The sequence below is a fragment of the Chlorobium sp. genome (assembly GCF_049593655.1).
Taxonomy (GTDB): domain Bacteria; phylum Bacteroidota; class Chlorobiia; order Chlorobiales; family Chlorobiaceae; genus Chlorobium.
Genome location: NZ_JBAWHG010000014.1, coordinates 21,077 through 46,476, shown reverse-complemented (window position 1 = coordinate 46,476; position 25,400 = coordinate 21,077). Strand labels below are relative to the sequence as shown.

Here is a 25,400-nt window from a genome sequence, read left to right as displayed (position 1 = left end):
ACAGACAGCAATGAACCGAGGCAATCAGCAGAAGCCGGCGCATGTCACCACCAGAAGGCTCCTCGACATGAAAGAAAAGGGGGAGAAGATTTCCGTGCTGACGGCCTACGATTTCACCATGGCGCGCATTCTCGACCGTGCCGGGGTCGATGTGATTCTTGTGGGAGATTCGGCGAGCAATGTTTTTTCAGGCCACAACACTACGCTGCCCATCACCATCGACGAGATGATCTACCATGCCAGGGCGGTGGTCAAGGGCGTGCAGGCCGAAACAAGCCGGGCCATGGTGGTTATCGACATGCCGTTCATGAGTTATCAGCTTTCCGGCGAGGAGGCGCTTCGCAATGCCGGCAAAATCATGAAGGAGCATGAGTGCGATGCCGTGAAACTGGAGGGCGGGTATGTCATAGCCGAAACGGTCAAACGTATTACCGATGTCGGCATCCCCGTCATGGGCCATCTCGGGCTCATGCCTCAGTCGATCTACAAGTACGGCAGTTACAAGGTTCGGGCGCAGGAGGAGCGGGAAGCCGAGCAGCTGCTCGAGGATGCCCGCCTGATCGAGGAGGCTGGCGCTTTCGCCATCGTACTCGAAAAAATCCCGTCGAAACTGGCCGAAACCGTGACCCGGCAACTGAGCATTCCGACCATCGGGATCGGCGCCGGTGGTTCCTGTGACGGTCAGGTACTGGTGATCAACGACATTCTCGGTCTCAACCGCGAGTTTCATCCCCGTTTTGTGCGCCGTTATGCGGATCTCGACGAGGTTATTGAAAATGCAGTCATGCGCTATGTCGAGGATGTCCGTTCCGGGAGTTTTCCTTCCGCCGACGAGAGCTACTGAAAAGCGTTTTCTTCTCCGGATGATGCTTTCAAAGCCGCCTGAAAGATTGTACCTTTAAGGTCAAATTTCACTGAGGATCCCTGAAGGCAACCGCTCGGACATGCCGGGATGCAGAGATCCCGGCAACCGGTAGCACGACCTATGGCAGACGCTGAAAAACAGACATCCCGCAAGCGCTATCCGCCCGTTCTCCGGAGCGATCCGGAGGGCCGTTCCCGTTTACTTCCTTTCGTATCCCGTTCGTTCGTGCCATCGGTTTTTACCGTCATGAACATGGTCTGCGGTTATATCGCCATTGTCATGTCGGGAGAGGGGAGTTTTACCGCAGCCTGCTGGTTCATTATTTTTGCGGCTTTTTTCGACACCATCGACGGATTTGTCGCCAGGGTGACAAACGGGACGTCGGATTTCGGTATCGAGCTCGATTCGCTTTCCGATCTGGTCTCGTTCGGGGCCGCACCGGCATATCTTGTCTACCGGTTTGCGCTGGAGGGCATGGACGGCTATACCGGTATTTTTCTGAGTTCCCTCGTCATGGTGGGCAGCGGTCTTCGTCTGGCCCGCTTCAATATCAATCTGATCGGATACCGCAAGGAGTCGTTCTCGGGCCTTCCCTCTCCGGCCCAGGCACTTACGGTTGCCGGTTTTGTGCTCTGGATGGGTTCCGAACGCATGCTTCCGGCGCAATCGCTTCAATCCGTGCTCGGATGGTTGTCGGTCATCCTTTCGATTCTGATGGTCAGCAAGGTGAATTACGATGCCCTCCCGAAACCTACGGTTGAAACGTTCAGGAAGCAGCCGGTGCAGCTAAGTCTCTATCTGATAGCGATTTTCTGCGTACTTCTCTTTCAGGCGAAGGCTTTTTTTCTTGCCATGTTGTTGTATATTCTGCTCGGGGTTATCCGCTCGCTCGGGCTTTTTATCCGGCAGTGGCAGACTTGATTTTTTTCAATCTATCCTGAACGCACAATGCCATTCAACGCTAAAATAAAGGTTACCCTGCGCCAGTCCATTCTCGATGTGCAGGGAAAAGCTGTAGAGCATGCCCTGAAAAATCTGGGATATACCACCGTCGATTCGGCAAGGATCGGCAAATACATCGAAGTAAGCATCAACGAGGCGGACCGCCAGGAGGCCGAGCGGATATGCAACGAAATCTGCCAGAAACTTCTCTCGAATCCCGTTATGGAAAACTACGCTTTCGAGCTGGAACAAGTCAATTAAATTAGAATCCGATTATGGCTGATATAACTGCAGGAATTGTTGTTTTTCCCGGCTCCAACTGCGATCACGATACCGAATATGCCGTCGCGTCCTTCAGCGGCGTAAAACCGGTCATGCTCTGGCACAATGACCGCGATCTGCAGGATGCGGATGTCATCATCCTTCCGGGAGGCTTTTCCTATGGCGACTATCTGCGTGCGGGGGCGATAGCCCGTTTTTCGCCGATCATGCTGGAGGTGATCGAGTTCGCCCGCAAAGGCTATCCGGTACTCGGTATCTGCAACGGCTTTCAGGTGCTGCTTGAAAGCGGCCTGCTCGAAGGCGCGCTATCGAGAAACCGCGACAAGAAATTCATCTGCTCCCCGACGGCAATCAGCGTGGTCAATACCGCAACCATTTTTACCGGTCTCTACCGGCAGGGAGAGGTGCTTTCCGTCCCGATTGCGCACGGTGAAGGCAACTACTTCGCTCCGCCCGAGGTTATCCGGAGGCTTGAGGACAACGACCAGATCGCTTTCCGTTACTGTGACCCGGATGGAAACGTCACTCCCGAATCGAATCCCAACGGTTCCGTCGGCAACATCGCCGGCATTGTCAACAGGGAGGGCAATGTGCTGGGGCTCATGCCGCACCCCGAAAGGGCCAGTGAACCGCTGCTCGGGTCGGGCGACGGACGGCGGCTTTTCGAATCGGTTTTCGGCAGCATCGTCGGCCGGCGGTAACGGGATAAATCCTGAATGTCGTGACCCAGAAACATAAAGTATTTTCATGGCTGCTGTTTGATTTCGCCAACACCTCGTTCAGCGTCATGATGGTTACGTTTGCCTTTCCCCTGTATTTCAAGAATGTAATCTGCAGCGGGGATCCCTTTGGAGACATTCTCTGGGGGGCCGGGGTCAGCCTCTCCATGCTGCTTGTCGCCCTCATTTCTCCGGTGCTGGGTGCAGCTTCGGATTATTCCGGCAAAAGGAAACGGTATCTCTTTTTCTTTACCATGCTCTCGGTGGCCGCAACGGCGCTGCTGGGTTTTTCGGGCACCGGCATGGCCATTTCGGCAATCATGCTGTTTGTGCTCGCCAATATGGGCTTTGAAGGAGGACTTGTTTTTTACGATGCCTATCTGAAGGAGATCACTTCAGAGACAAGCATCGGCAGGGTGTCCGGTTATGGCTTCGCCATGGGTTACCTGGGTTCGCTTTCCATTCTTCTGCTCATGCGTCCGCTTCTCGCCGGGGGCATCGTTCCGGAAAACGCAGTCAACGTTCGTTCCGGTTTTTTCATAACGGCGCTCTTTTTCCTCATCTTTTCGCTGCCCCTTTTTCTGGTGCTCCGCGACGAGAAGAAGCGTGACGGCCGGGCGATTTCCCTGAAGCTGATCCTGCACTCCATCAAAGAGGTGAAGCACACCGTCCGCCACATCATGAGCTATCCCGACCTCGCCCGCTTTCTTCTGGCATACTTTTTCTACAACGACGCCATTCTCACCATTATCGCCTTCTCATCGATCTACGCCCAGAATACCCTTGGTTTCACTACCGGAGAACTGATGGTCTTTTTCATGCTGGTGCAGACCACCGCCATTTTCGGCTCGCTTGTTTTCGGATTCATAACCGACAGGATAGGTCCGAAACGAACCATTGTTCTTACCCTGATGATCTGGTTCGGCGTTGTGCTGCTTGCAGTTTTCGCCGACAGCAAGGAGCTGTTTTTTTCGGCGGGCATGCTTGCCGGTATGGCCATGGGCTCCTCGCAGGCCGCCTCGCGCTCCATGATGGCCAAACTGACGCCTCGTGAACATGTTGCGGAGTTTTTCGGTTTTTATGACGGGACCTTCGGTAAGTCATCGGCAATAGCGGGTCCCCTGGTATTCGGCATGGTATCGGCCCAGGCCTCGAGCCAGAAAGTTGCGCTCGCCTCACTGCTGGTGTTTTTCGGCGCAGGTCTTCTCCTGATGCTCCGGGTCAGGAGTTCGAGCGTATCCGGCCGGCCGGCCGTGCAGAAAAGCTGACCGCGATTGCAGGGACGGGTGAACCGGCGGTCAGTATCTGCGGGAGAACAGCAATGGGAAAAAATATGATGGAACCTCCTGTTTCCGGCACGTTCAATCCTGCCGGCATTCCGGCTTACTTTCGCCGGATGGGCCCTTTTTTTCTGAAAAATCTTCTTGCCGACAGGCTTTTTCTCAGTGCGGCATCGCTTGCCTTTCAGACGCTGCTTTCCATGGTGCCGTTTCTTGCCGTGACGCTTTCGGTGCTCAGGGTGTTTCCTTTTTTTGCGGCATTGAAGCGCTATGTCGAAGAGTTCATCCTCCAGAATTTCGTACCCTCCTCCGGCGAGCTGTTTCAACGCTATTTCGAGGAGTTTATCGCAAAAACCTCCAGCGTGCCGCTTGTTGGAGGCATGCTGCTGTTCATCATTGCCCTCTCCCTGATTTCAACCATCGACAGCATCTTCAACGATATCTGGAAGGTGCGTGCTTCCAGAAAACCGATGCAGGCCTTCACGCTCTACTGGACGGTGCTGACTCTCGGCCCGGTGCTTATAGGCGGCAGCCTTGCGGCAAGTTCGTACGTATGGTTTACCGTGTTCACCGAAGGCCCTCTGCTCGAGATGAAAATGCGCCTGATCTCGTTCCTTCCGTTCATGAACTCCCTTGCGGCTTTTTTTCTGCTTTACGTTCTGGTTCCGAACTGCCGGGTTAAATTTCTGCATGCGCTCTCCGGTGCAGCGGCAGCCGCGCTGCTTTTCGAACTTTCAAAAAAATGGTTTGTGTTTTATGTCAGCCGCTTTGCTACATTTGAACATATCTACGGTGCGCTTTCGGCTGTACCGATGCTGTTTTTCTGGATTTATCTCGGCTGGCTGGTGGTGTTGACCGGAGCCGAACTTGTTTTCACCCTTGGGGCGATGAGGAAGGGCCCGCAGGCAGAGACGGTTACAAGGACGCTGCAGGGTCTGGCTCCGGTGCTTTCGGTGCTCGGTGCTCTCCGGCAGGCGCAGCAGGCAGGTTGGCCGCTCCATACGGGTAAACGGGAGTTGGCCGGACAGGAAAGGATTATCGATCTGCTGCTTGAAAAAGGGGTGATCCATGAAACCGCAAAAGGGGAGCTTGCCGTGAGTCTTGATTTGTACAGGACAACCCTTTTCGATCTCTACAGGCTCATGCCCGGGGATTTGGTCCGGGATGATGCTTCTGCTGATTCCCTCGACGCTGCTTTCGGGGCTCTTGCCCCGATCGAGGAGGAGGTGACGGTTTGCCTGAAAAGACTTATGGCTGTGCCGCTCGCTTCACTATTGGAGGATTCATTTATTGACAAATCATGAGTTATCAGGTCATTGCGCGCAAATACCGTCCGAAAACATTTGAGGACATAACGGCGCAGGAGCATATCACCAGGACGATCCAGAACTCTCTTCGCATGGGCCGGGTCGGTCACGGCTATATTTTTTCGGGTTTGAGGGGAGTAGGCAAAACCACGGCGGCGAGGGTTTTCGCAAAAGCGGTAAACTGCCAGAAAATCATAGAGGATCCGGAGTATCTCAGAACGGTAACCGAGCCTTGCGGAGAGTGCGAAAGCTGCAGGGATTTCGATGCCGGAACCAGCCTGAACATTGCGGAATTCGATGCCGCATCGAACAACAGCGTTGACGACATCCGCACGCTTCGCGAAAATGTCCGTTACGGTCCGCAGAAAGGCCGCTACAGGGTGTACATCATCGACGAGGTGCACATGCTCTCGATTGCGGCTTTCAACGCGTTCCTGAAAACGCTGGAAGAGCCCCCCGCGCATGCGATTTTCATTTTCGCCACCACCGAACTTCACAAGATTCCGGCTACGATAGCATCCCGCTGCCAGCGTTTCAACTTCAAGCGGATACCTCTGGAGGAGATTCAGAAGCAGCTGCAGATGATCTGCGATGCCGAAGGGATAACGGTTGAGCCGGACGCCCTCCAGCTTGTCGGCCGCAAGGCCCACGGCTCCATGCGCGATGCCCAGAGCATTCTCGACCAGGTCATCGCTTTTTCGGTAGACCGGAAGAGCGAAGGGGGTGTCAGCTACAGCAAGGTTGCCGAACTGCTCAACTACGTTGACGACGATCATTTCTTTGCCGTAACCGACGCCGTGCTCGAACGCAATCCGGCAGCGATGATCGATACCGCCCAGTTTGTCATCGAGAACGGGTATGACGAACAGGATTTTCTTGAAAAGCTTATCGAGCACCTGCGCAACATCCTCATGGTTCAGAATCTCCGCTCCCCGAGGCTTGTAGAAAGGCCCGATGCGGTCCGGGAGCGCTATCTGCGCGATGCAGGGAGGTTTTCTCCCGCTGTGGTCATGCAGATGATCGATCTTCTGCTCAATACCTCCAGGGAGCTTAAATTCCAGTTCGAGTACCGGTTCCGTTTCGAGCTCGCGCTCCTGAAACTCATCGATCTCGCATCCGTTTCTCCGGCAGAATCTCCCGGCGGGCAGCAAAAAAAAAAGCCCGTAATGCAGCACTGAAAAGCAGTGTGCCGTCGCCGGCCGAACCGCCGCCTCCCGCCAAAGCGGCGCCGGGTGTCCCCAAACCGATAAACACCGATATCGATCTCGGTTCCTGGCAGAAAAAGCTTTCCGGTTTTGCTTCGGGTTTTACGCCGCACCCCAGGAATATGCCAGCCCCGCCAGCCGGAGTGGCTGAGGATGCCGAGGATCTGACCGGCTCCATACCCGATATCGAGTCGCTGAAGGTGGAGTGGCACCAGTTTCTCGAAGCGGTCGCCCGTGCCGATCACAGCGTTCTCTCCGCGCACCTGAATTCCTGTGAGCCCGTATCCTGCACCGGACGGGGCGTTTTGACGGTTTCATGCTGCAGGAAGTTTTCCTACGAAGAGCTTCAGCAGGAACTTCCGGCGCTGCAGAAGGAGCTTGCCGCGTTTTACCGTCTGCCCCTGAACCTGCGTCTTGTCTATGACGCCGAAAAGGACGCCTGCACGAAAGAGAAAACCGTTTTCACGCTTTTCGACGAGCTCTCGCGCAGCAACAGTGTCGTCCAGTTCATCATCAGGGAGTTCGGAGGGGAGCTGATCTACTGAGCAGGAGAGGCTCCCGGTTTTATAAATCAGCAAAAATTCCCGATATTCAGACTTTTCCGGCTATCCATTCAGACAATTCATTCATCATTATCAAAGAGAACAGAAGTTATGCATAGAGCTGCAGAGAAGGCGATAACTCTTCAAAACAGGTTTCGAACGGACTACTGCGGCCAGCTTGGCCCCGAGTGTGAAAACCGTTCCGTCAGGCTCGGGGGATGGGTTCACCGGAAGAGGGACCATGGCGGGCTGATATTTATCGATCTCAGGGACCATTCCGGAATCTGTCAGCTTGTCATCCAGCCCGAGCAGCAGGACCTGTTCGATGCGGCCGGGCATCTGCACTCGGAGTCGGTGATCTGCGTGGAAGGCACGGTTGTCCGGCGCAGCGCCGAAACCGTCAATTCGCGTCTCGCATCGGGCCAGATCGAAGTTGTGGTCAGCGCGCTGAGCCTCGAGGGCGAAGCCCAGCCACTCCCTTTTCCCGTAGCCGACGATGTGCAGACTTCCGAGGAGCTCCGGCTGAAGTACCGCTTTATCGACCTTCGCCGCGAAAAACTCCACGAAAACATCATTTTCCGCAGCAGCCTCACTGCCGAAGTGCGCAGCTACCTCGTCGAGCGCGGCTTCATCGAAATCCAGACTCCCATTCTTACATCGAGTTCTCCCGAAGGCGCAAGGGATTTTCTGGTGCCGAGCCGTCTGCACCCGGGCAAGTTCTATGCGCTGCCGCAGGCTCCCCAGCAGTTCAAGCAGCTGCTCATGGTTGCGGGCTTTCCCCGCTATTTCCAGATAGCGCCCTGTTTCAGGGACGAAGACGCCCGTGCCGACCGCAGTCCCGGCGAGTTTTACCAGATCGATATGGAAATGGCCTTTATCGAGCAGGATGATCTTTTCGAGATTCTCGAAGGGATGTTCCGGCACCTCACCGAAACCATGTCGAAGAAGCGGATCACAGCGTATCCGTTTCCCCGCATCAGCTACAAGGATGTGATGAACCGGTTCGGAACCGACAAGCCGGATCTGAGAATACCGCTTGAAATCAGGGATGTGACATCGCTTTTTGTCAACTCGTCGTTCAAGGTGTTCGCTTCCAACACCCGGGAGGGTTCGTGCGTCAAGGCGCTGGTGCTCAAGGGTCGCGGCGGCGAATCGAGGCTGTTCTACGACAAGGCAGAAAAACGCGCCCGTGAGCTCGGTTCGGCAGGTCTTGCCTACATCCAGTTCAGGGAGGAAGGCCCGAAAGGCCCCGTGGTGAAGTTTCTCGGCGAGGAGGAGATGGAGCGCCTGAAAACCGAGCTCGGCCTGGAGACCGGCGATGTGGTGTTTTTCGGAGCCGGCAAGTGGGAATCAACCTGCAGGATCATGGGGGGCATGCGCACGTATTTCGGGGACCTTTTCGAACTCGATCGCGACGAGCTCTCCTTCTGCTGGATCGTGGATTTTCCCATGTACGAGTACAACGAAGAGTCCAAAAAGATCGACTTTTCGCACAACCCCTTCTCCATGCCGCAGGGCGAGATGGAGGCGCTCGACACCATGCAGCCGCTCGACATCCTGGCCTACCAGTACGACATCGTCTGCAACGGTATCGAACTTTCCAGCGGCGCGATCCGCAACCACCGCCCCGACATCATGTACCGCGCCTTCGAGATAGCCGGGTATTCGAAAGATGAGGTCAACAGCCGTTTCGGGCACATGATCGATGCTTTCAAACTTGGCGCTCCGCCGCACGGAGGCATAGCTCCCGGCCTCGACCGTCTCGTCATGATCCTGCGCGACGAGCAGAACATCCGCGAGGTGATCGCTTTCCCGATGAACCAGTCAGCCCAGGATCTTATGATGTCCGCACCTTCGGAGGTCATGGAGCAGCAGTTGAAGGAGCTCTGCCTGAAGATCGAGCTTCCGCCCGCAAAAGAGGAGAAAAAGTAGGGACATCGCGAGAGGGCCCGAATAGTTACGGTGACAAAAAGAGGCTTTCAGGCCTCTTTTTGCGTTTTGAAGGGGTGATCAGTCGAGCTGCTTCAGATCGAAGCGTCGCAGTTCCGGCGCAAACCAGCCGGTTACGCCCACTACGATCAGCGTCATCACCCCTCCGAACACCACCGAGGGCACCAGCCCCAGGAACCTTGCGGCAAGCCCCGACTCGAACGCGCCGAGCTCGTTCGATGAACCGATGAAGATGCCGTTGATTGCTGCCACACGTCCGCGCATGGCATCCGGAGTGACGAGCTGGATGATCGTTGTCCTGGTGACCATCGATACGCCGTCGCAAATTCCCGAAAGGAGCAGGAACATCGCTGCCGTCAGAAGATCACCCGACAGGGCGAATCCGATGATACATATCCCGAAACCGGCGACGGTTCCGAGCATCCAATGTCCGTTGTTCCTGCTGATCGGGCAACGAGAAAGCATGATACCGGTTGCCATACCGCCGAGCGCCGGCGCCGCACGCAGCAATCCGAGCGTTTCCGGACCAGTGCTGAAGACATCCTGGACGAAAGCCGGCAGCAGCGAGACCGCGCCTCCGAAGAGCACGGCAAACATGTCGAGCATCTGGGCGCCAAGAACGATGCGGTTGTTGCGCACGAACCGAAGGCCTTCGACAATGCTGCTGATCATCGGAGAATTTTCAGCGGGCGCCCTGGCTTCGGTCCTGATGGAGAGCAGTACCGCCGCCGCGCCGAGGCCGAAAACGGCTGCTACGGCATAGCTGGCGGTTTTTCCGATGCTGGCCGTCATGATGCCTCCGAGGGCAGGTCCTGCGACGAGGCCGAGCTGAAATACGGTACTCCCTGCAGCCGCGCCACGGGCATAGCCGCTTCTCGGCAGGACCTGGGCGAACATGGCGCTGTAGGTCGGGCCGATGAACGCCCGGGCAACACCGCCTATGGCGATAGCTCCGTAGATCCATATGACCGGGTTGCCCCGGATTATCCCGTCGGAAACGCCTGCCAGCATGAGGGCGTTGAGGACGATGAGCAGGCAGGACGCCACTCCGAAAAGTTTTCTGGAATGACGGTCGATGGCATGGCCGGCGAAGAGGGCCATGCAGAAGTAAGGTACGATCTCGGCCAGTCCGACAAGTCCCAGCGAGAGAGGATCCCGCGAGAGTTCGTAGATGTGCCATCCGGCAACGACGGCAATTACCTGATAGGCCAGTACAACGAGAATGCGGAAGGCCAGCAGACGTGAAAATGAACTGTTCTTGCTTGAATGCGGCTGGATCATGTATACAGGATATGCTCTCTTTTTCCGGCTGTGACGGCGGGGCGGATTGTCCTGCATTTGCGCCGATGCGCCTTGACGTCGTTTCCCGTCTCGAGGGTATGGGTGTCAGGCTTGTTGGAAAATGTGCCGCAAGTTCGTAAAGAATCCGTGCTTTTCATCGAAATAAGGCTGACATTTTCGAAAGAATGTCTTTCAAAATAACGAAATGTCCGACAGGCAAAGCCTTTTTTCGGCACATTCTTCAGATATCCCGGCATTGCTGTGCCCTGAGGGTCGTTTCTTTTGCCGAAAGCAGTATGTTACTGGAGAAGGCGCGTTTCGCGAAAACCGCCGGGGCCGCCCTGAACCGGGCTCTTGTCAACGAAAGATGATCAGGTATGGAAAAGAAACTGCAGGATATTCTCACCAAAGCCATTCCGCTGACGCAGGCGATGGGCATCACCGTCGAGCGCTACAGTGGAAGGGAACTGACGATTCTGGCGCCGCTTGCCAATAACTTCAACCATCTCGGAACGGCGTTCGGTGGCAGTCTCTACATTGCCTGCGTGCTCTCCTGCTGGGGTCTGCTCTATCTGAGGCTTCGGGAGAAAGGGGTGAAGGGGAGTATCGTCATAGGAAAGGGGTGTGTCGAATACCTCAGTCCGGTTACGGGCGATATTATCGCCACCGGGACGATGCCTCCGGAAGAGGAGTTCAGCCGTTTTCTCGACAGCTACAGCGTCAAAGGCAAGGCGAAAATCACCCTCCGTTCGGTTATCGAGGCCGCAGGCGGAGGTCCTGCAGTGAGGTTCGAGGGCGAGTTCGCGCTGGTGCGGATGCCGCAATCCTCTCAGTAGTAGTATTCGGGCGAGAGCTTTTTGGTGAAGCGGTGCATCATGTAGTTCACGAACCAGACCCAGTTCAGCGGCTTTCCCTTCATGCGCTGCATGATCGAACGGCCCCTGTAGACCTCCTTCTGCAGCTTCACGAAGTTTTCGAGCAGTTTCTCTCCGCTCATCCTGCTGGGCTCGAACATGTAGTGGTAAGTGTCGTACTTGTCCCAGTCGAAGTGGCGCACGCGCGACTTCATCTCGTCGAAGTAGGGCGTGCCGGGGAACGGCGTCACCAGCGAGAAAACCGGGAACTCGATGCGGTTTTTCATGATGAAGTCGTAGGTGAGCTGGAAGCTCTCTTCGGTATCGTTGTCGAAACCGAACATGAAGTAGCCCTGGATCGCTATGCCGTTGTTGTGCAGGTTGCTGACCACCTTCTCGTAGCTGCCGAGGCGGTTGGAGCCCTTCTGGACGCTTTTCAGGGTTTCCGGATTGAGCGATTCGAAGCCGATGCTCAGGAGGTCGCAGCCCGAGCGTCCGGCCAGTTCGGCCACTTCCGGCTTGTCGAGGAAGTTCATGGAGATGTTGGCATTCCAGTGCACGCCGAGCTTTGCCATCTCTTCGAGCAGCGTCATGAAATACTTCGGCCTGAAGCTGATGTTGTCGTCCATGAAGGAGAAGTTGATCTTCCGCTTTCCCAGCCTCTCCTGATGGTAGCGCATCTCGTCGAGCACCAGATCGAGTTCACGATACCGGTAGTTCTTGCCGTATATGGTCGGCGTCGTACAGAAGTTGCAGCCGACCGGGCACCCCTTTGTTGCAAGGATGGGGATCAGCGAACTGTACTTTTTCGCATTTCCGGAGTTGAGGGCATAACTGAAATCCGGGCGGTGCATGTCGCCCATCGGCTTGAGCATCTTTGCCCGGTAGACGGGCTGCATCCTGCCGTTGAGCACATCGGTTGCCAGTTCCGTCCAGATCGACTCTATTTCGCCGTATACCACGCTGGTGCAGTGCTGTGAGGCTTCGTCGTGCAGCATGGTGGGGTGAACGCCGCCGAGAATGACGGTTTTCCCCTGTTTGAGCGCCGTATCGCCGATCCGGTAAGCCTTCTTTGCGTTCAGCGTGCGCGAGGTGATGGCGATGACGTCGAAGCCTGAAAGGTCTTCGGGAACACTTTCGCCGAGCCGTTCATCGATAAAGGTGACATCGAAAAGCTTTCCGACAATCGTGGCGACCATGATGAGGTTGAGCGGCATGCTGACCGTTCCCGAGTCCACCATCATGCTGGTATTGCTCACCGGCTGAACCAGCAGCCATTTCTTTCTTGATTTCTGACGGGAAGCGAGCTGCTGCAGAAGTTCTTCGGAATAACCTGCGGCGGGGGCAAACGTTGATATCACAGCGTCGGATTGTTCTGTCTGCATACCCTTGTGGACGGCAAAAATGTTTAAAACTGAAACTGCGAAAGAACAAGGTATGAAAAGTTTTCAAAAAAAAACGTCCGGCTGATTCGAAAAAACGAGTTTCCCCGGCGACCTCCGGATTTCAGTCGGGTTTCCGCAGAACGGCTACCGTAAAGCGGCTGACGCAGACGAGTTTATTTTCTTCGTTGCGGATTTTTATGTCCCAGACCTGCGAGCTTTTTCCGAGATGCAGCGGGGTTGCCGTAGCGTAGACGAAGCCCTCCCGGACCGGCCGTATATGGTTGGCATTGATCTCCTGGCCGACAATGTAGCTGCGTTCCCGGTCGACGCAGTAGGAGGCTGCGATGCTCCCTACCGTTTCGGCAAGTGCGAGCGAGGCGCCTCCGTGCAGGATGCCGATGCGCTGGATCGTACGATGATCTACCGGCATCTTTGCCGTCATGTAATCGGGGCCGACCTCGGTCATTTCGATTCCGAGATGGCGCGCCATCTGGCCGTCGATAATCTGGGTTTCGTTGATCTCTTCAGGTGAAATGGCGATGGAAAAAATCGAAGATGTTTGCATGAGCGGGATTGATGGAAGGGTGTTTCCGATAGTGGTCCGGTAGTGACTTGAGAGCGGGTGACGAGATTCGAACTCGCGACATTTTGCTTGGGAAGCAAACACTCTACCAACTGAGTTACACCCGCGTGAACAAGCGAAGCTCTATTGATGCACCATGGAATTCCGGGTCGCTTCCTGCGACCATCAACAGAGCTTCACTCGGAAGTGGTGAGAGAGGGAGTTGAACCCTCGACCTCAGGGTTATGAATCCTGTGCTCTAACCAACTGAGCTACCTCACCAGTTAACGGGCTGTAAGTATAGGAAACTATTGAAAAAAAAACAACCGGGTTCACAATTTATTTTTCGCTGGCCATCTCTTCACCGGCCTGGAGTTTCCGGTAGATCGCTTCGGCCACCGCAATGTCTTCCGGAGTGGTTATCTTGATGTTGTGATAGCCGGTTTCATAAACCCTGACCGGCTGTTCGGGAAAAAACCGTTCGACCAGCGAAGCATCGTCGGTACCGTACCACTGCTCCAGTTCGGCCTGTTCGTGAGCCTGGATGAGCAGGGCGCTCATGAAGCTCTGGGGAGTCTGAACCTGAAGGAGGCGATTCCTGTCGGGAGTTTCTCCGAAAAATCCCGGATCGCTTGCTATGAATTTGATGGTGTCCTTGGGTTTTGTCGCCGGCACACATGCTCCGTACTGCATGGTGAGCCGGGAGATGTCGTCGATTTCCGAGGGCCGGATAAACGGTCGGGCTCCGTCGTGCACCATGATGATGTCGGGCCTGCTCTCCCTTTCTGCCATTTCGTTTTCGATGGCGCGGATGCAGTTCCTGATCGAGTCCTGCCGTTCCTTTCCCCCTTCGATGACTCCCTTGACCTTGCTGAATCCGAACGCTTCGGCCATGGCGCAGAGGGTGGCGATGTTTTCCTGCCGGGTGGCGATGTAGACCTCCTGAATCGTGGATGCACACTCGAAAGCCCTGAGCGTATGATAGATCACCGGCAGCCCGCCGATCTCGAGCAGCTGCTTGCTGCGGCCGTCGGAGAGCTGCATGCGTTTACCGATACCGCTGGCGGCAATGATGGCACAGGCATTGATGGTCATAGGGGAGAAAACGGCTGTTGATTTAATGAATGAGCATGGCATCACCGTACGCAAGGAACTGGTAGTCGCTTTTCAGGGCCATTTTATAGGCTTCCATGAGAAGACGGTGTTCGGCGAAAGCGCTGACGACCATGAGCAGCGTTGTTTCGGGCTGCTGAAAGTTGGTGATGAGCGCATCGGTTACCTTGAACTGGTAGGGAGGGTAGATGAACTTGTCCGTCCAGCCCCGGCCGAACTTGATTTTTCCGTCTACGGTGGCGTTGGCTTCAAGCACCCTGCAGGTCGTCGTGCCCACGGCGATCACCCTTCCGGACTTGTTGACCTTGGTTTCGTTGATCTCCATTGCGGTCTGGTAGGGAATATTGAAGTATTCCGAATCCATTTTGTGCTTCGATACATCCTCAACTTCGATGGCGCTGAAGGTGCTCAGGCTCGGATGGAGGGTGATCGGAAGGATCTTGACGCCCATTTTCTGGATTTTCTGGAGGAGGGGCATCGTGAAATGCATCCCGGCCATCGGGGCGACGACTGCACCGGTCTGGGATGCGTAAACCGTCTGGTAGTCCTCCTTGTCGACTTCCTTGGGTTTTCTCAGGAAGTAGGGGGGAAGCGGTACATGACCGATCCGTTCGACCAGGGAGAATACATCGATTTCCGGGTTCAGGAACCGGATGGTTCTGCCTCTTGAGGTGGTGTTGTCAACCACTTCGGCGACAACATCCTCTTCGAAGTAGATTTTATTGCCAACACGGACCTTTCGGGCGGGGTCGACCAGTACATCCCACAATCCGGCCTCCTTGTTGAGCACCCGCAGGAGAAATACCTCGATTTTGGCATCGGTTTTCTCTTTCTGTCCGAAAATCTTGGCAGGGAATACCCTGCTGTTGTTGACGACAAGCAGATCTCCTTTTTTGAAATACGAAGCGATATCCTCAAAAACCTTGTGCTCGATCTCTTTTTTCCGCCTGTTGAGCACCATGAGCTTGCACTTGTCGCGGGGCGAAACCGGATGATCGGCGATTTTTGTTTTGGGCAGATTGTATCTGAAATTGGACAGGCGCATAAGCGGTGATGCAATAGGTCGTCAGAAAAAGTAAAAAAATAAAAATAATACGCTTTTCCATCTAAAAGAACAATACGCCGGCACGCCGGAGCGTTGCCGGTGCAGCGGTTCAGGGATTCATGCCATTTCCACGGCGATGCCTTTTGGAAGCGTGACCATGTGCCCGTTGATGCATGCCGGAGTTTCATCCTCCTCGGAAGCGTCGAGTGTGACCGTTACGCTGCCGGGGGCAAGGGAAACCCTGTAGTTGTTCCTGCGGAAGCTGACGTTGAGTTCAAGCTTTTTCCAGTGAGGGGGCAGGTTCGGATGCACGTTGAGCATGGCGTTGTCGAACGAAATTCCGGCAAAATACCGGACCACGGTATCGAGCGTGCCGGCCATCACACCGCAGTGGATGCCTTCCTGTGTCGTGCCGCCCTGGGTGTCGCCTATATCGCTTTTCAGGGCTTCCATGAACCATTTCCATGCCGTTTCGTGGCCGTCGTCGAGGTAACTCGAAATAATCGAGTGGACAACCTTGCTCAGTGTCGAGCCGTGGCTCGTTCTCGGTTCGTAGTATGCGTAGTTGTCGCGCACCAGCTTTACCGGGTCGGGTACGGCATAACCGTTTTTTTCGAGGATCCGGGCCACTTCCGCAGGCGAAAGCGTGTAGAAGGTCATCAGCACGTCGGCCTGTTTTGCAACCTTGTAATAGTCGGGAGAGTCTCCTTCAGCCTTGAGAATGCGGTCCATCCGGTGGATATTGCCGTATTTCGAGCGGTAGTGCGTCCAGTCGAGTTCCTGGAGCGACATGTATCCTTCGAACTGTTCCAGAATATCCTTGCTGCCGAACGGAATATTCATGGAGCTGCTGATATCCCGCCATTTCTGCAGTTCGTCGAATCCGAGGTGGATTTTTTCGAGCAGGTTCCTCAAAACAGCCTCATCAATGGTTTCGCTGATTTCGACGGCTTTTTCGAAAAGCCAGGCAGCCATGATGTTGGTGTAGGCATTGTCCTTTACTCCTTCCATGCCGCTGCCGGGGAGCGTTTCATGGAACTCGTCGGGGCCCATGACCCCTTCGATATGGTATTTGCCGGTTTCCGGAGAGAGCGAGGCGATGCTTGCCCAGAATCGAGCAATTTCGAACATCATTTCCGTTCCGTATTCGTTGAGGAACCGGGTATCGCCCGAGTCATAGATGTATCGCCAGGTATTGTAGAATACCGCAATGGAGACATGCCGCTGCTTGCGGCTGAGATCGGGGCCCCAGGAGCCGCTTGTCGGATTGAAATGGATGACCTGGGTGTCCTCCTCTCCGTCGTCGGCGGTCTGCCAGGGGAACATCGCTCCCCGGTAACCATTCTCCCTTGCGTAGTTCCTTGCCGCATTGAGCCGGTTGTAGCGGTACATGAGCAGGGCTCTGGAGATATCCGGGAAGGTTCTGTTGAAGAACGGAAGAATGAAAATTTCATCCCAGAAGATGTGTCCCCGGTAAGCCTCTCCGTTGAGGCCTCTTGCCGTGATACCGGCATCGATGCCGGTGTTGTGCGGCGATGCCGTACCCATCAGGTGGTAGATGTGCAGGCGCAGCACCTTCAGGCTGAACCGGTCGCCCTCGATGACGAGGCCGTTTTTCCTCCAGATAGTTTCCCACGCTTCGGTATGCGCCTGAAGCAGTCCGTCGAAGGTCTCCTCCTGCTGCAGGGAGGCTTTTGCCGCTTCGAGCGGGTTGCCGACGCCATCGCTGTCGAGTGAGGTGTGGATGGCTACAAGTTTTTCGATGGTGCAGCTTTTCTCCGGGCTCAGCAGCATGCTGAAGGATTGCCCGATGAAGCGCTCCGTGGATGTAAGCGTCCGGTCCGCCTCGAGAGGCTGCCCGTGGCAGACCACCCTTGTCCGGGCTCCGGTTGCGATGCCGTAATGCGAATGGCTGGTGCGGACATGAAGAAAGATCGTTTCATTGTCGCTGCATGCCTCGATATGCTCGAGATGATCGGAGGCCAGCTCGCTGTATCGGGCGACCCCCTTGTTTTCAATGGTGCCGTCGATTGCCGAACGGAATGCAACCGATGCGGTGTAGTTGACCGGGCGGAGGTTGAAGCGGAGGGCGCAGCGGTGCGGGTTGGCCATGCTTGCAAAACGCCGGCTGCTGATTCTGCTTATTCTTCCGAGATTGTCCTGTATGACCATCTCCCGTTCCATGACGCCGTTCCGGAGATCGAGGTTCTGCCGGTAGCTGAGAATTTTCTCGGCGAAAGGGTCGGTGAACTCGCCGCCACCGATACTGAACTCCAGCGGCAGCCAGTTCGGGCAGTTCACGAAATCGTTGTTGAATACGGTCTGGCCGTGCACATCCGACGGGAGACGGTTGTAAATTCCTGCGATATAGGTGCCAGGGTAGTGATGCCGGGAGTTTTTCGAGCCTTCATAGGTTCCTCTGACGCCGAGATAGCCGTTTCCCGACGAAGTGAGCGCCTCCCTGAGTTTTTCGTCCCGGGCGGAGAAGCTGTTGTAGGTCAGGTTCCAGCCCTCTTTTTCGAGTCCCTCACTGAACCATGCCTCGATATCCTCAATCGTGATTTCCCCGAGGTCCCGGACGACGATATCGGCGCCCTCATCCCTGAGTTTCGAGCCTTCGATTTCGCGTGCAATGCCGAGGACCAGGCCGAAATTACCCCGTGAGCCGGCCTGAACGCCCGAAATGGCATCCTCGACCACGACGCACTCATGTGGTTCCAGCCCGAGATTGTGAGCTGCGGTGATGAAAATGTCCGGGTTGGGTTTGCCTTTAAGGTTCATTTCGATGGAAACCTCTCCGTCGACCCTGGTTTCGAAAAGATGCTCCAGTTCGGCAAGCTGAAGGATCACCTGGCAGTTGCGGCTCGATGAGGCTATGCCGATCCGGATGCCTTTGGCTATGAGTTTTTCGATCAGTTCAACCGAGGTTGTATACACATCGGGCCCCTCCCTGACGAGGATTTCGGTGAAGAGCGTGTTTTTCCGGTTGCCGAGACCGCAGACGGTCTCTTTTTCGGGAGTGTCGTCAAGCTCTCCGAAGGGCAGTTCTATATCCCTGGATGCAAGAAAGCTTTTGACTCCCTCCATGCGTGGTTTTCCGTCAACATATTTGTGATAGTCGTGAACCGGATCGAAAGGCACAAACGGTTCGTTGTTCACTTCAGCATAACTTTTCAGGAAGGAGTTGAACATCGATTCCCAGGCAAGGCTGTGCACTTTGGCCGTACCTGTGATTACTCCGTCGAGATCGAATATTGCGCCTTTAAATACGTTGCTCATTACTACACATTAAATGTTTGCGAGAGTTTGCCGAACTATGTTTTTACAGTGACAGAAGGCCGAGAATGGTCAGGAGAATATCGGGAGAAGGAACGGTGTAGCTGTTGGGACAGATCTCTTCCACCTGTTTTTTCAGTTTTTCATCCCGCGTTACAAAGACCGCCCAGACATCTTCGTACATTTCCACGGCTTTCTTCAGCATGGGAATGTCCGATGCGGTATCGCCGCAGACAAGGTTGGGTCCTGTTGCGGTGTCGATGCCGAGCTTGCCGCTGATGAAGGCAAGACCGTCCCCCTTGTCGAAATCCTTGATGGAGGAGCTGTCGCGGTTGACGTCTATGGTGAGAATGATCTCGATATCCAGTCCGGTGTCCTCGATGCGGAAATTACGGCCTTGCGGGTCGATTTCCCTGACAATGCTTTTTACTTTTTCAAGAAATGCCGAGGATTCATCGTCCCTGATGGATTTGCTTATGTCCTGCCGGGCTACCGTTGTCTGCCCGAACTTGATCTGCATGGCCGATCCGATAAAGTTGAACTTTTCGAAATTCGGATCCTGGAGCAGCACGTGAAGACGGTCGTTCAGCAGACGGATCATCTTCTGCTTGTTTTCCTCGATGGGATAACTGTTGAAATGCTCATCGAGGTCGATGAACTCTCGACCCTTGGAACCGGCATACACAAAGGTGTTGCTTGGATTGATCGATACGTTGAGAATACCGAAATCCTTCAGCGGCGCAGAGGTGATGAAAATCGGAAAGCGGCAGCAGTTTTTTGCGAACCGGGTGATGAAGACGGAGTTGTAGATCGGCTGCACCGAAGAGCGGTAACGGCCGCAGTAGTTGTTGGTCGTTCCGTCGCGGTCGGTCACGAAGGCGTTGAACCGTTTTCCCCGGAACATGTCGATGCCGTGGTTGACATAACCGCGGAAGCCGGGAATGAATTTGGCCAGATAGTCGATGAACTTGTCTTCGCCGTATTCCAGATAGTAGATGTCTTTCTGGAGCTCGCGTATTTCGTAGGTCAGATCGACCTCGATCTCTCTCATGCCGTCGATGCGCAGAAGCCGCTGTCCGGTGTCGTCGTCGATGTAGATGGTTTCGAGGGAGTAGAGCGCGTTTTTAAGCGATTCCACGCAGGAGCGGCCGACGACCCGCTGCTTGATGATGTTTCTGACAATCGGTTCCCGCAGTTCCCGTGTTTCAGCTTTCAGACGGTAGAGTTCCTTCAGAGTCCGGATATCCTGCAGCGTGATCGGAGAGATGCAGGTGGTGAGTTGGTGCTCTTTGAGAATCGTTTCGTGCATGCGTAGCCGGTAAGGAGATGTGGATAGAGTAGGTCGATAACCAATCTAAGCAAAAACGCAATAAAAGCTTGAAAAAACTTTTCTATTAACGCCTGAATATCCTCCGGCAGTTCCCGCTTCCCGAAGCTTTTCCGTATCAGGATTTTCCGATGGCCGAGAACGCCGGAAACCGTTCACCGAGCGAGGCCACAATCGCTTTGTGCAGCTTTTCGGGATCGTCGAGCGCATCGAGCACGACGAAACGGTTTTTTTCCTTTTCGATGATACGGCGGTACCCCTCCCGCACTCTCCGGTAGAAATCCGATCCCGACCGTTCCATCCGGTCAAGTTCGTTTTCGTCGAAAGCCAGCGGGAGCGATTTTTCGGAAAATTTCCGCAACAGGGCGTCCTCCGGCGAAATATCCAGATAGAAGGTGACGTCGGGGCGCAGCGAAAAGGTGGAGAGCCTGATGATGGACTGGAGCATTTCGGCGTCGAGACCTCTGCCGTAACCCTGATATGCCGTCGTGGAGTCGAAAAAACGGTCGAGGATTACGGTTTTTCCTTCGGCGATAGCCGGAAGGATGACCTGCTGCACCAGTTCGGCCCGGCTGGCCGAAAAGAGCAGCAGTTCGCCGACCGGGCTGATGTCGTGGCGGCTTTCCAGCAGGATGTGCCGGATTTTTTCCGCGATTTCGGTCCCTCCCGGTTCTCGCAGCACGATCGGTTCGCACTTTTTCCCGGCAAGCAGCTTCTGCAGTTTTCTGATCTGTGTGGACTTGCCGGCGCCGTCGATGCCTTCGAAAGTTATGAGCATGGTGTTCCAGGATAAGGATGTTCAGAAAGAATGAACTCCCTGACGGTTTCTGAAAATTTTTCAGGGTATTCAAGCATCGGCGCGTGGCCGCACTCTGCAAACATGACCAGGTCGGAACAGGGGAGCTCTCTTTTTACCGATTCGGCTATTTTCGGAGAAAAGTAACGGTCGCGGTCGCCCCAGATGACCAGAACAGGTATGCGAAGCTCTCCGAGGCGTTTGCGCAGGCCGGTGCGGTTCATATCGAGTTTCACGAGGTTCCGGTTCAGGCTCATGACCGTGTCGAAAGCCTCGCCGTCTCTGACGGCTGCGAGATTTTTGCGGAACGAGAGGGGATCGACGTTCTCTGTACGGTAAAATGCCGAGGAGAACATTTTTTCAGCCATTTTTTCTCCGGTCAGGATCTTTTTGAGAATCTGCCGCACGCCGGGAAGGCTTATGCCTCGGACCAGGGCAGGGACGTGGATGAACCCGTCCGTATTGCTGAGCACCAGCTTCCGGAATGTGCCGGGGTAGAGCAGCGCCGAGGCAAGCAGGTATTTGCCGCCCATGGAGTGTCCCGTGGCGTAGAGGGGTTCGCCGATGCTGTCGGTCTTTTCAAGAAATTCGCGGATCAGCGAGGCGTAGAGCTCGAGGCTGTAATCCGTATTGCGCGGTTTGTCGGAAAGTCCGAAACCGAGAAAGTCAAGGGCGAGAACCCTGAAAGAGCGCGCCAGGGATGGAATGACCTGCTCGTAAAAATCGAGCGAGGACGAGAGCCCGTGCAGGAGCAGCATGGTGTGTCCGGAACGCCCGGTTTCGATATAGTGGTGACGGTGACCTCCAAGGGTGATATACCTGTTTTGAGGAGCCATGACCGGGGAATGGGTTTACAGGCGATTGCGGGAAATACTCATCATATCCCGACTAAAATAATATCCGCAGGCAAAAATATCGCCGTGAACCGTTTTTTTCCTCGATCGTGTGCTGTTTTTTCCTCTTCGGGGAATTCAGTGCGGCTGTCCCGATGGCCGGATGACGATTTCATTAACATCGACATGAGGCGGTTGTGAAAGTGCGTAAAGTACAGCTCCGGCGACATCTTCCGGTTGAAGTTCCGGCGTGCCGGGTTTTTTCAGATGGTCCCAGAACGGGGTATCGACCACTCCCGGTTCTACGAGGGTAACGCGTACTCCGGTTCCGGCCATTTCGTTGCGTATGGCCTGCGCCATTCCGGTAACCGCCCATTTTGTGGCCGAGTAGAGGTTCCTGATCGAGGTGACCCTGCCGACCACGGAACCCGTCAGCAGAAAATGGCCCTTCGTTTTTACCAGTTCCGGCAGCGACAGTCGGGCTGTTGCTGCGGCACCGAACACGTTGACCATTACCATTTCCCGCCATTCATCCGGTCTGTCCTCCCCCCCCAGAAATGGCGAACCTTTCGAGAACCCCGCATTGGCGAACACGGCGTCGATACGGCCGAACCGGTCAAGGGTCGCGGCGATCATACGCTCCTGCGACGACCAGTCCGCAACGTCGCAGTGAACGGCGAAAGCCCGCTCCGGACCGATTTCTCCGGCAAGCAGGTCGAGTTTTGCGATGGAGCGTGCGGCCAGTACGACGCGGTACCCGGCATCTGCAGCCAGTCGCGCCGTCGCCGCCCCGATTCCGGTCGATGCTCCGGTAATGAGAAATACCCTGTTCTCAGCCATGGTTTCTGTGTTCTTGCGTTAAAAGAAAAGTACTTGTAAACATAGAAATAATTGCAGAATTTTTCCTTAAACTGAGATAATCCGGGCAGGATTGCTATGCGGCAGTTGTTTTTCGTTTTTCATGAAGCGGGTTGTTCGGCGCAAGCCTTGGGGTTTTTCTCCTCTATTGACGGAAAATTCGGGTTGTTTCGCTAAAACATCTTGGCTGAATAATGAAAGACTCAGAAGAATCCTGGCTGGAAGACGCCGGTCAACAGCTTCCCGAAAAACAGGCGCATCACGCCGGGAAGCCCGGATCGGACTTTGCCCATGCCGGAAGTCCCTTGGACGGGGAGCGTGAAGCTTATCAGCAAAGCGTCCTTCGCGCCGTACCCGTAGGTATCGGTGTGGTCGTCAACAGGGTCATAAGGGATGTCAATCCTCGACTCTGCGATATTCTCGGCTACCGTCGCCAGGAGCTTCTGGGCAGGAACTCCCGGATACTCTACGCGTCCGACGAGGATTACCGGTATGTCGGCCGCGAAAAATACCGCCAGATAGCCGAATACGGTACCGGAACCGTCGAAACCCGCATGCAGTGCAGGGATGGCCGCGTCATCGACGTGCTGCTCAGCTCTTCCCCCATCGATAGCAGCGATCTTCTCAAAGGCGTCACCTTCACCGTTCTCGATATTACCGCAGGCAAACAGGCTGAAATACGGCTTCGCGAGAGCGAGGAGAAATACCGCAGTCTTGTCGAGCAATCGATACAGGGGATGATCATCGGCCGGGACAATCCGCCGCGCATCTGTTTTGCAAGCAAGCCCATGGAATCCATTATCGGCTATACCCCCGGCGAGCTTATGGCCTTTTCTTCCGAGGAGCTGCTCTCCATGGTTCATCCTGACGAGCGGGAGATCTATTACAGGACCTTTCGCGAACGGATTGCCGGTCGGCTGCAGCAGATTCGCCGGGAGTTCAGGATGATCCACAAAAACGGCCAGGTGCGCTGGGTCGAGCTGTTCGGAACCACCATTTTCTATGAGGGGGCTCCTGCGACGCAGACCGTCATGGTCGATATCAGCGAAAGGAAATATGCCGAAGAAGAGCTGCTCGAGAGCGGCGAGAAGCTGAAAAAACTGTTCGACAATATCCGGGACGGACTGTTCGTTCATGCCGTGACCGATAGCGGATCGCATGGCGTTTTTGAAATGGTCAACCGGTCGGCATCGGAGATTCTCGGCTACAGCGAGCAGGAACTGCTCGGGATGTTCCCTGAAGATATCTATGCCCCGGTCTCTCCGGATGCCGGCATCGCCCTTGAGATGAGCCTTCTCGACCATTCCGGAAGCCAGTTATTCGAAGCGGTTCTGGTTCACAAAAACGGCACAAGGGTACCTGTCGAGGTCAGGACATCGAGAATAGAACTTTCAGGCAGGGAGTGCACCATTTCAACAGTTCGCGACATAACCGGCAGAAAACGCTCCCATGAAGAGCTGAGGAAGATCGCAACCGCAGTGCAGCAGAGTCCCACGGTTGTCGTCATGATGAACGCCGAGGCCGAAATCGAGTATGTCAATCCGAGATATACGGAATTGACCGGTTACAGAGCCAGTGAGGTTTTAGGGAAATATCCCGCCATTATGCAGGCAGGTATGATACCCCGTGATCAGTACAACCGGATGTGGAAGACCCTCAAAAGGGGAAGGGTATGGCGGGGAGAGCTGCTCGACAGGAAAAAAAGCGGTGAACCCTACTGGGAAAACATCATTATCGCGCCGGTAAAAAACGATCAGGGGGTCATTGCCAACTATGTCGCACTGGCCGAGGATATCACCGAACAGAAAAGGCTCTGGAGCGAACTTGTTGCCGCCAAGGAAAAAGCCGAGGAGAGCGACCGGCTGAAAACGGCGTTTCTTGCCAATATGAGCCATGAGATCCGTACACCCATGAACGGGATACTGGGTTTTTCGGAACTGCTGAAAGATCCGCTGCTCAGCGGCAGCAAGAAAGACGAATATATCGAGCTTATAGGCCAGAGCGGAAGGAGAATGCTCTGCATTCTGAACGACCTTATCGATATTTCAAAAATAGAGGCAGGGGAGATTACCCTGCAGTATACGGACGTATGTCTCAATGAAGTTTTTCATGACCTGCAGGCTTTTTTCGAACCGCAGGCTACCCGGAAGGGCCTCTATCTGCGTTGCGGCAAGCAGCTCGATTTTTCCGACTTTCATATCGAGACCGACCGGGTCCGCCTTACCCAGATACTGACCAATCTCCTGCAGAATGCCCTCAAATACACCCTTTCCGGAGGCATCGAGTTCGGCTGCACGAAAAAAAACGACCAGCTCGAATTTTATGTCAGGGATACCGGCATCGGCGTTCCCGACCATCTGAAAGAGAGGATTTTCGACCGGTTTCTCCAAGGGCATGCCGATGTCGCTTGCAAGCATGACGGCGTAGGTCTTGGCCTGAGCATTTCAAAATCGCTTGTGGAACTGCTCGAAGGGTCGATCCGGCTTGAATCTTCCGAAGGGAAGGGATGCGTCTTTTACTTCACGCACCCCTACCGAAAGGTCCGGCGTCAGGAGAAAGAGCGGAAGCCTCTCTCGGCGCCACCCGGACAAAAATTCAAACAAGACCTGTGCATTCTGGTTGCCGAAGACGACAACGTCAACCGGATATTGCTTGAGAAAGTGCTCGGCGGCAAACATATCGATGTCGTTGCAACGGTCGACGGCTGCCAGGCCGTTCGGGAGGTTCGGCAAAACCCCCGGATAAATCTTGTGCTTATGGACATCCGCATGCCGGGCATGGACGGATATGAAGCGCTGCGGGAGATCAAGGGGGCCAGGCCGGAACTGCCGGTTATCGCCCATACGGCCTTTGCTTTGCCCGAAGATAAAAAAAACGCGCTGGATGCCGGTTTTGACGCGTTTCTTACAAAACCGGTCAATATCGATGAGCTGTTTGGTCTGATTCGCCGTTTCACGGAATGAACTTTCAGTATGGCC

Annotated in this window: 21 protein-coding genes and 2 tRNA genes; 11 read left to right on the top strand and 12 right to left on the bottom strand. The window is 54.9% G+C overall.

Going from position 1 to position 25,400, the window contains the following annotated elements:
• The first annotated feature begins 10 nt into the window (after positions 1–10).
• The 9 genes from panB (at position 11) to aspS (ending at position 9,074) form a co-directional block, all read left to right on the top strand.
• The gene (gene panB, locus WBP50_RS01975) at positions 11–844 is read left to right on the top strand and encodes a 3-methyl-2-oxobutanoate hydroxymethyltransferase (RefSeq protein WP_423931384.1); all 834 of its coding nucleotides are present in this window, start codon (positions 11–13) and stop codon (positions 842–844) included.
• 141 nt (positions 845–985) lie between these two features.
• Positions 986–1,786: a CDP-diacylglycerol--serine O-phosphatidyltransferase gene (gene pssA / locus WBP50_RS01970; RefSeq protein WP_423931383.1), complete on the top strand. Its 801-nt coding sequence runs from the start codon at positions 986–988 to the stop codon at positions 1,784–1,786.
• 27 nt (positions 1,787–1,813) lie between these two features.
• Entirely contained in the window at positions 1,814–2,068 is a 255-nt protein-coding gene (gene purS / locus WBP50_RS01965) for a phosphoribosylformylglycinamidine synthase subunit PurS (protein WP_423931382.1), read from the top strand.
• Positions 2,069–2,082: 14 nt separating this feature from the next.
• Positions 2,083–2,790 carry a phosphoribosylformylglycinamidine synthase I gene (gene purQ, locus WBP50_RS01960; RefSeq protein WP_423931381.1) on the top strand — a complete coding sequence of 236 codons (708 nt, stop codon included), beginning with the start codon at positions 2,083–2,085 and terminating at the stop codon, positions 2,788–2,790.
• Between the two features lie 20 nt (positions 2,791–2,810).
• Positions 2,811–4,076: an MFS transporter gene (locus WBP50_RS01955; RefSeq protein WP_423931380.1), complete on the top strand. Its 1,266-nt coding sequence runs from the start codon at positions 2,811–2,813 to the stop codon at positions 4,074–4,076.
• A gap of 53 nt (positions 4,077–4,129) precedes the next feature.
• Entirely contained in the window at positions 4,130–5,392 is a 1,263-nt protein-coding gene (locus WBP50_RS01950; RefSeq protein ID WP_423931379.1) for a YihY family inner membrane protein, read from the top strand.
• Complete coding sequence (dnaX, locus tag WBP50_RS01945) at positions 5,389–6,573, top strand: DNA polymerase III subunit gamma/tau (RefSeq protein WP_423931378.1); 1,185 nt, start codon at positions 5,389–5,391, stop codon at positions 6,571–6,573. The genes WBP50_RS01950 and dnaX overlap by 4 nt, the downstream gene beginning before the upstream one ends.
• 149 nt (positions 6,574–6,722) lie before the next feature.
• Positions 6,723–7,145, top strand: coding sequence for a DNA polymerase III subunit gamma/tau (locus tag WBP50_RS01940; protein WP_423931377.1), 423 nt, complete (start codon positions 6,723–6,725; stop codon positions 7,143–7,145).
• A gap of 108 nt (positions 7,146–7,253) precedes the next feature.
• On the top strand, positions 7,254–9,074 hold the full coding sequence (gene aspS, locus WBP50_RS01935; RefSeq protein ID WP_423931376.1) for an aspartate--tRNA ligase: 1,821 nt from the start codon (positions 7,254–7,256) through the stop codon (positions 9,072–9,074).
• 78 nt (positions 9,075–9,152) lie between these two features.
• Here the strand turns inward: aspS and WBP50_RS01930 are convergent, their stop codons facing one another.
• Complete coding sequence (locus tag WBP50_RS01930) at positions 9,153–10,373, bottom strand: MFS transporter (RefSeq protein WP_423931375.1); 1,221 nt, start codon at positions 10,371–10,373, stop codon at positions 9,153–9,155.
• 377 nt (positions 10,374–10,750) lie between these two features.
• On the opposite strand from WBP50_RS01930, the gene WBP50_RS01925 reads away from it, so the two are divergent.
• Entirely contained in the window at positions 10,751–11,209 is a 459-nt protein-coding gene (locus WBP50_RS01925; protein WP_423931374.1) for a thioesterase domain-containing protein, read from the top strand.
• Here the strand turns inward: WBP50_RS01925 and WBP50_RS01920 are convergent.
• From WBP50_RS01920 to WBP50_RS01870, 11 genes are all read right to left on the bottom strand, one after another.
• Positions 11,203–12,612, bottom strand: coding sequence for a B12-binding domain-containing radical SAM protein (locus tag WBP50_RS01920; protein WP_423931373.1), 1,410 nt, complete (start codon positions 12,610–12,612; stop codon positions 11,203–11,205). The genes WBP50_RS01925 and WBP50_RS01920 overlap by 7 nt on opposite strands.
• Positions 12,613–12,733: 121 nt before the next feature.
• Entirely contained in the window at positions 12,734–13,177 is a 444-nt protein-coding gene (locus WBP50_RS01915; protein ID WP_423931372.1) for a hotdog fold thioesterase, read from the bottom strand.
• A 52-nt stretch (positions 13,178–13,229) separates the two neighbouring features.
• Positions 13,230–13,302: transfer RNA gene (locus WBP50_RS01910), tRNA-Gly, on the bottom strand.
• Between the two features lie 80 nt (positions 13,303–13,382).
• A tRNA-Met gene (locus tag WBP50_RS01905) sits at positions 13,383–13,456 on the bottom strand.
• A 57-nt stretch (positions 13,457–13,513) separates the two neighbouring features.
• On the bottom strand, positions 13,514–14,263 hold the full coding sequence (gene ispD, locus WBP50_RS01900; RefSeq protein WP_423931436.1) for a 2-C-methyl-D-erythritol 4-phosphate cytidylyltransferase: 750 nt from the start codon (positions 14,261–14,263) through the stop codon (positions 13,514–13,516).
• Between the two features lie 28 nt (positions 14,264–14,291).
• Complete coding sequence (queA, locus tag WBP50_RS01895) at positions 14,292–15,332, bottom strand: tRNA preQ1(34) S-adenosylmethionine ribosyltransferase-isomerase QueA (protein ID WP_423931371.1); 1,041 nt, start codon at positions 15,330–15,332, stop codon at positions 14,292–14,294.
• A gap of 117 nt (positions 15,333–15,449) precedes the next feature.
• Positions 15,450–18,611, bottom strand: coding sequence for a beta-phosphoglucomutase family hydrolase (locus tag WBP50_RS01890; protein ID WP_423931370.1), 3,162 nt, complete (start codon positions 18,609–18,611; stop codon positions 15,450–15,452).
• Positions 18,612–18,654: 43 nt separating this feature from the next.
• A complete protein-coding gene (locus WBP50_RS01885; RefSeq protein WP_423931369.1) occupies positions 18,655–19,917 on the bottom strand; it encodes a trehalose 6-phosphate synthase in 1,263 nt (420 codons plus the stop codon).
• Positions 19,918–20,053: 136 nt separating this feature from the next.
• The gene (gene tmk, locus WBP50_RS01880; RefSeq protein ID WP_423931368.1) at positions 20,054–20,713 is read right to left on the bottom strand and encodes a dTMP kinase; all 660 of its coding nucleotides are present in this window, start codon (positions 20,711–20,713) and stop codon (positions 20,054–20,056) included.
• Positions 20,704–21,567 carry an alpha/beta fold hydrolase gene (locus WBP50_RS01875; protein WP_423931367.1) on the bottom strand — a complete coding sequence of 288 codons (864 nt, stop codon included), beginning with the start codon at positions 21,565–21,567 and terminating at the stop codon, positions 20,704–20,706. Before WBP50_RS01875 ends, tmk begins: the two co-directional genes overlap by 10 nt.
• A gap of 135 nt (positions 21,568–21,702) precedes the next feature.
• Complete coding sequence (locus WBP50_RS01870; RefSeq protein ID WP_423931366.1) at positions 21,703–22,404, bottom strand: SDR family oxidoreductase; 702 nt, start codon at positions 22,402–22,404, stop codon at positions 21,703–21,705.
• A gap of 212 nt (positions 22,405–22,616) precedes the next feature.
• On the opposite strand from WBP50_RS01870, the gene WBP50_RS01865 reads away from it, so the two are divergent.
• Entirely contained in the window at positions 22,617–25,385 is a 2,769-nt protein-coding gene (locus tag WBP50_RS01865; protein WP_423931365.1) for a PAS domain S-box protein, read from the top strand.
• The last annotated feature ends 15 nt before the right edge of the window (positions 25,386–25,400 follow it).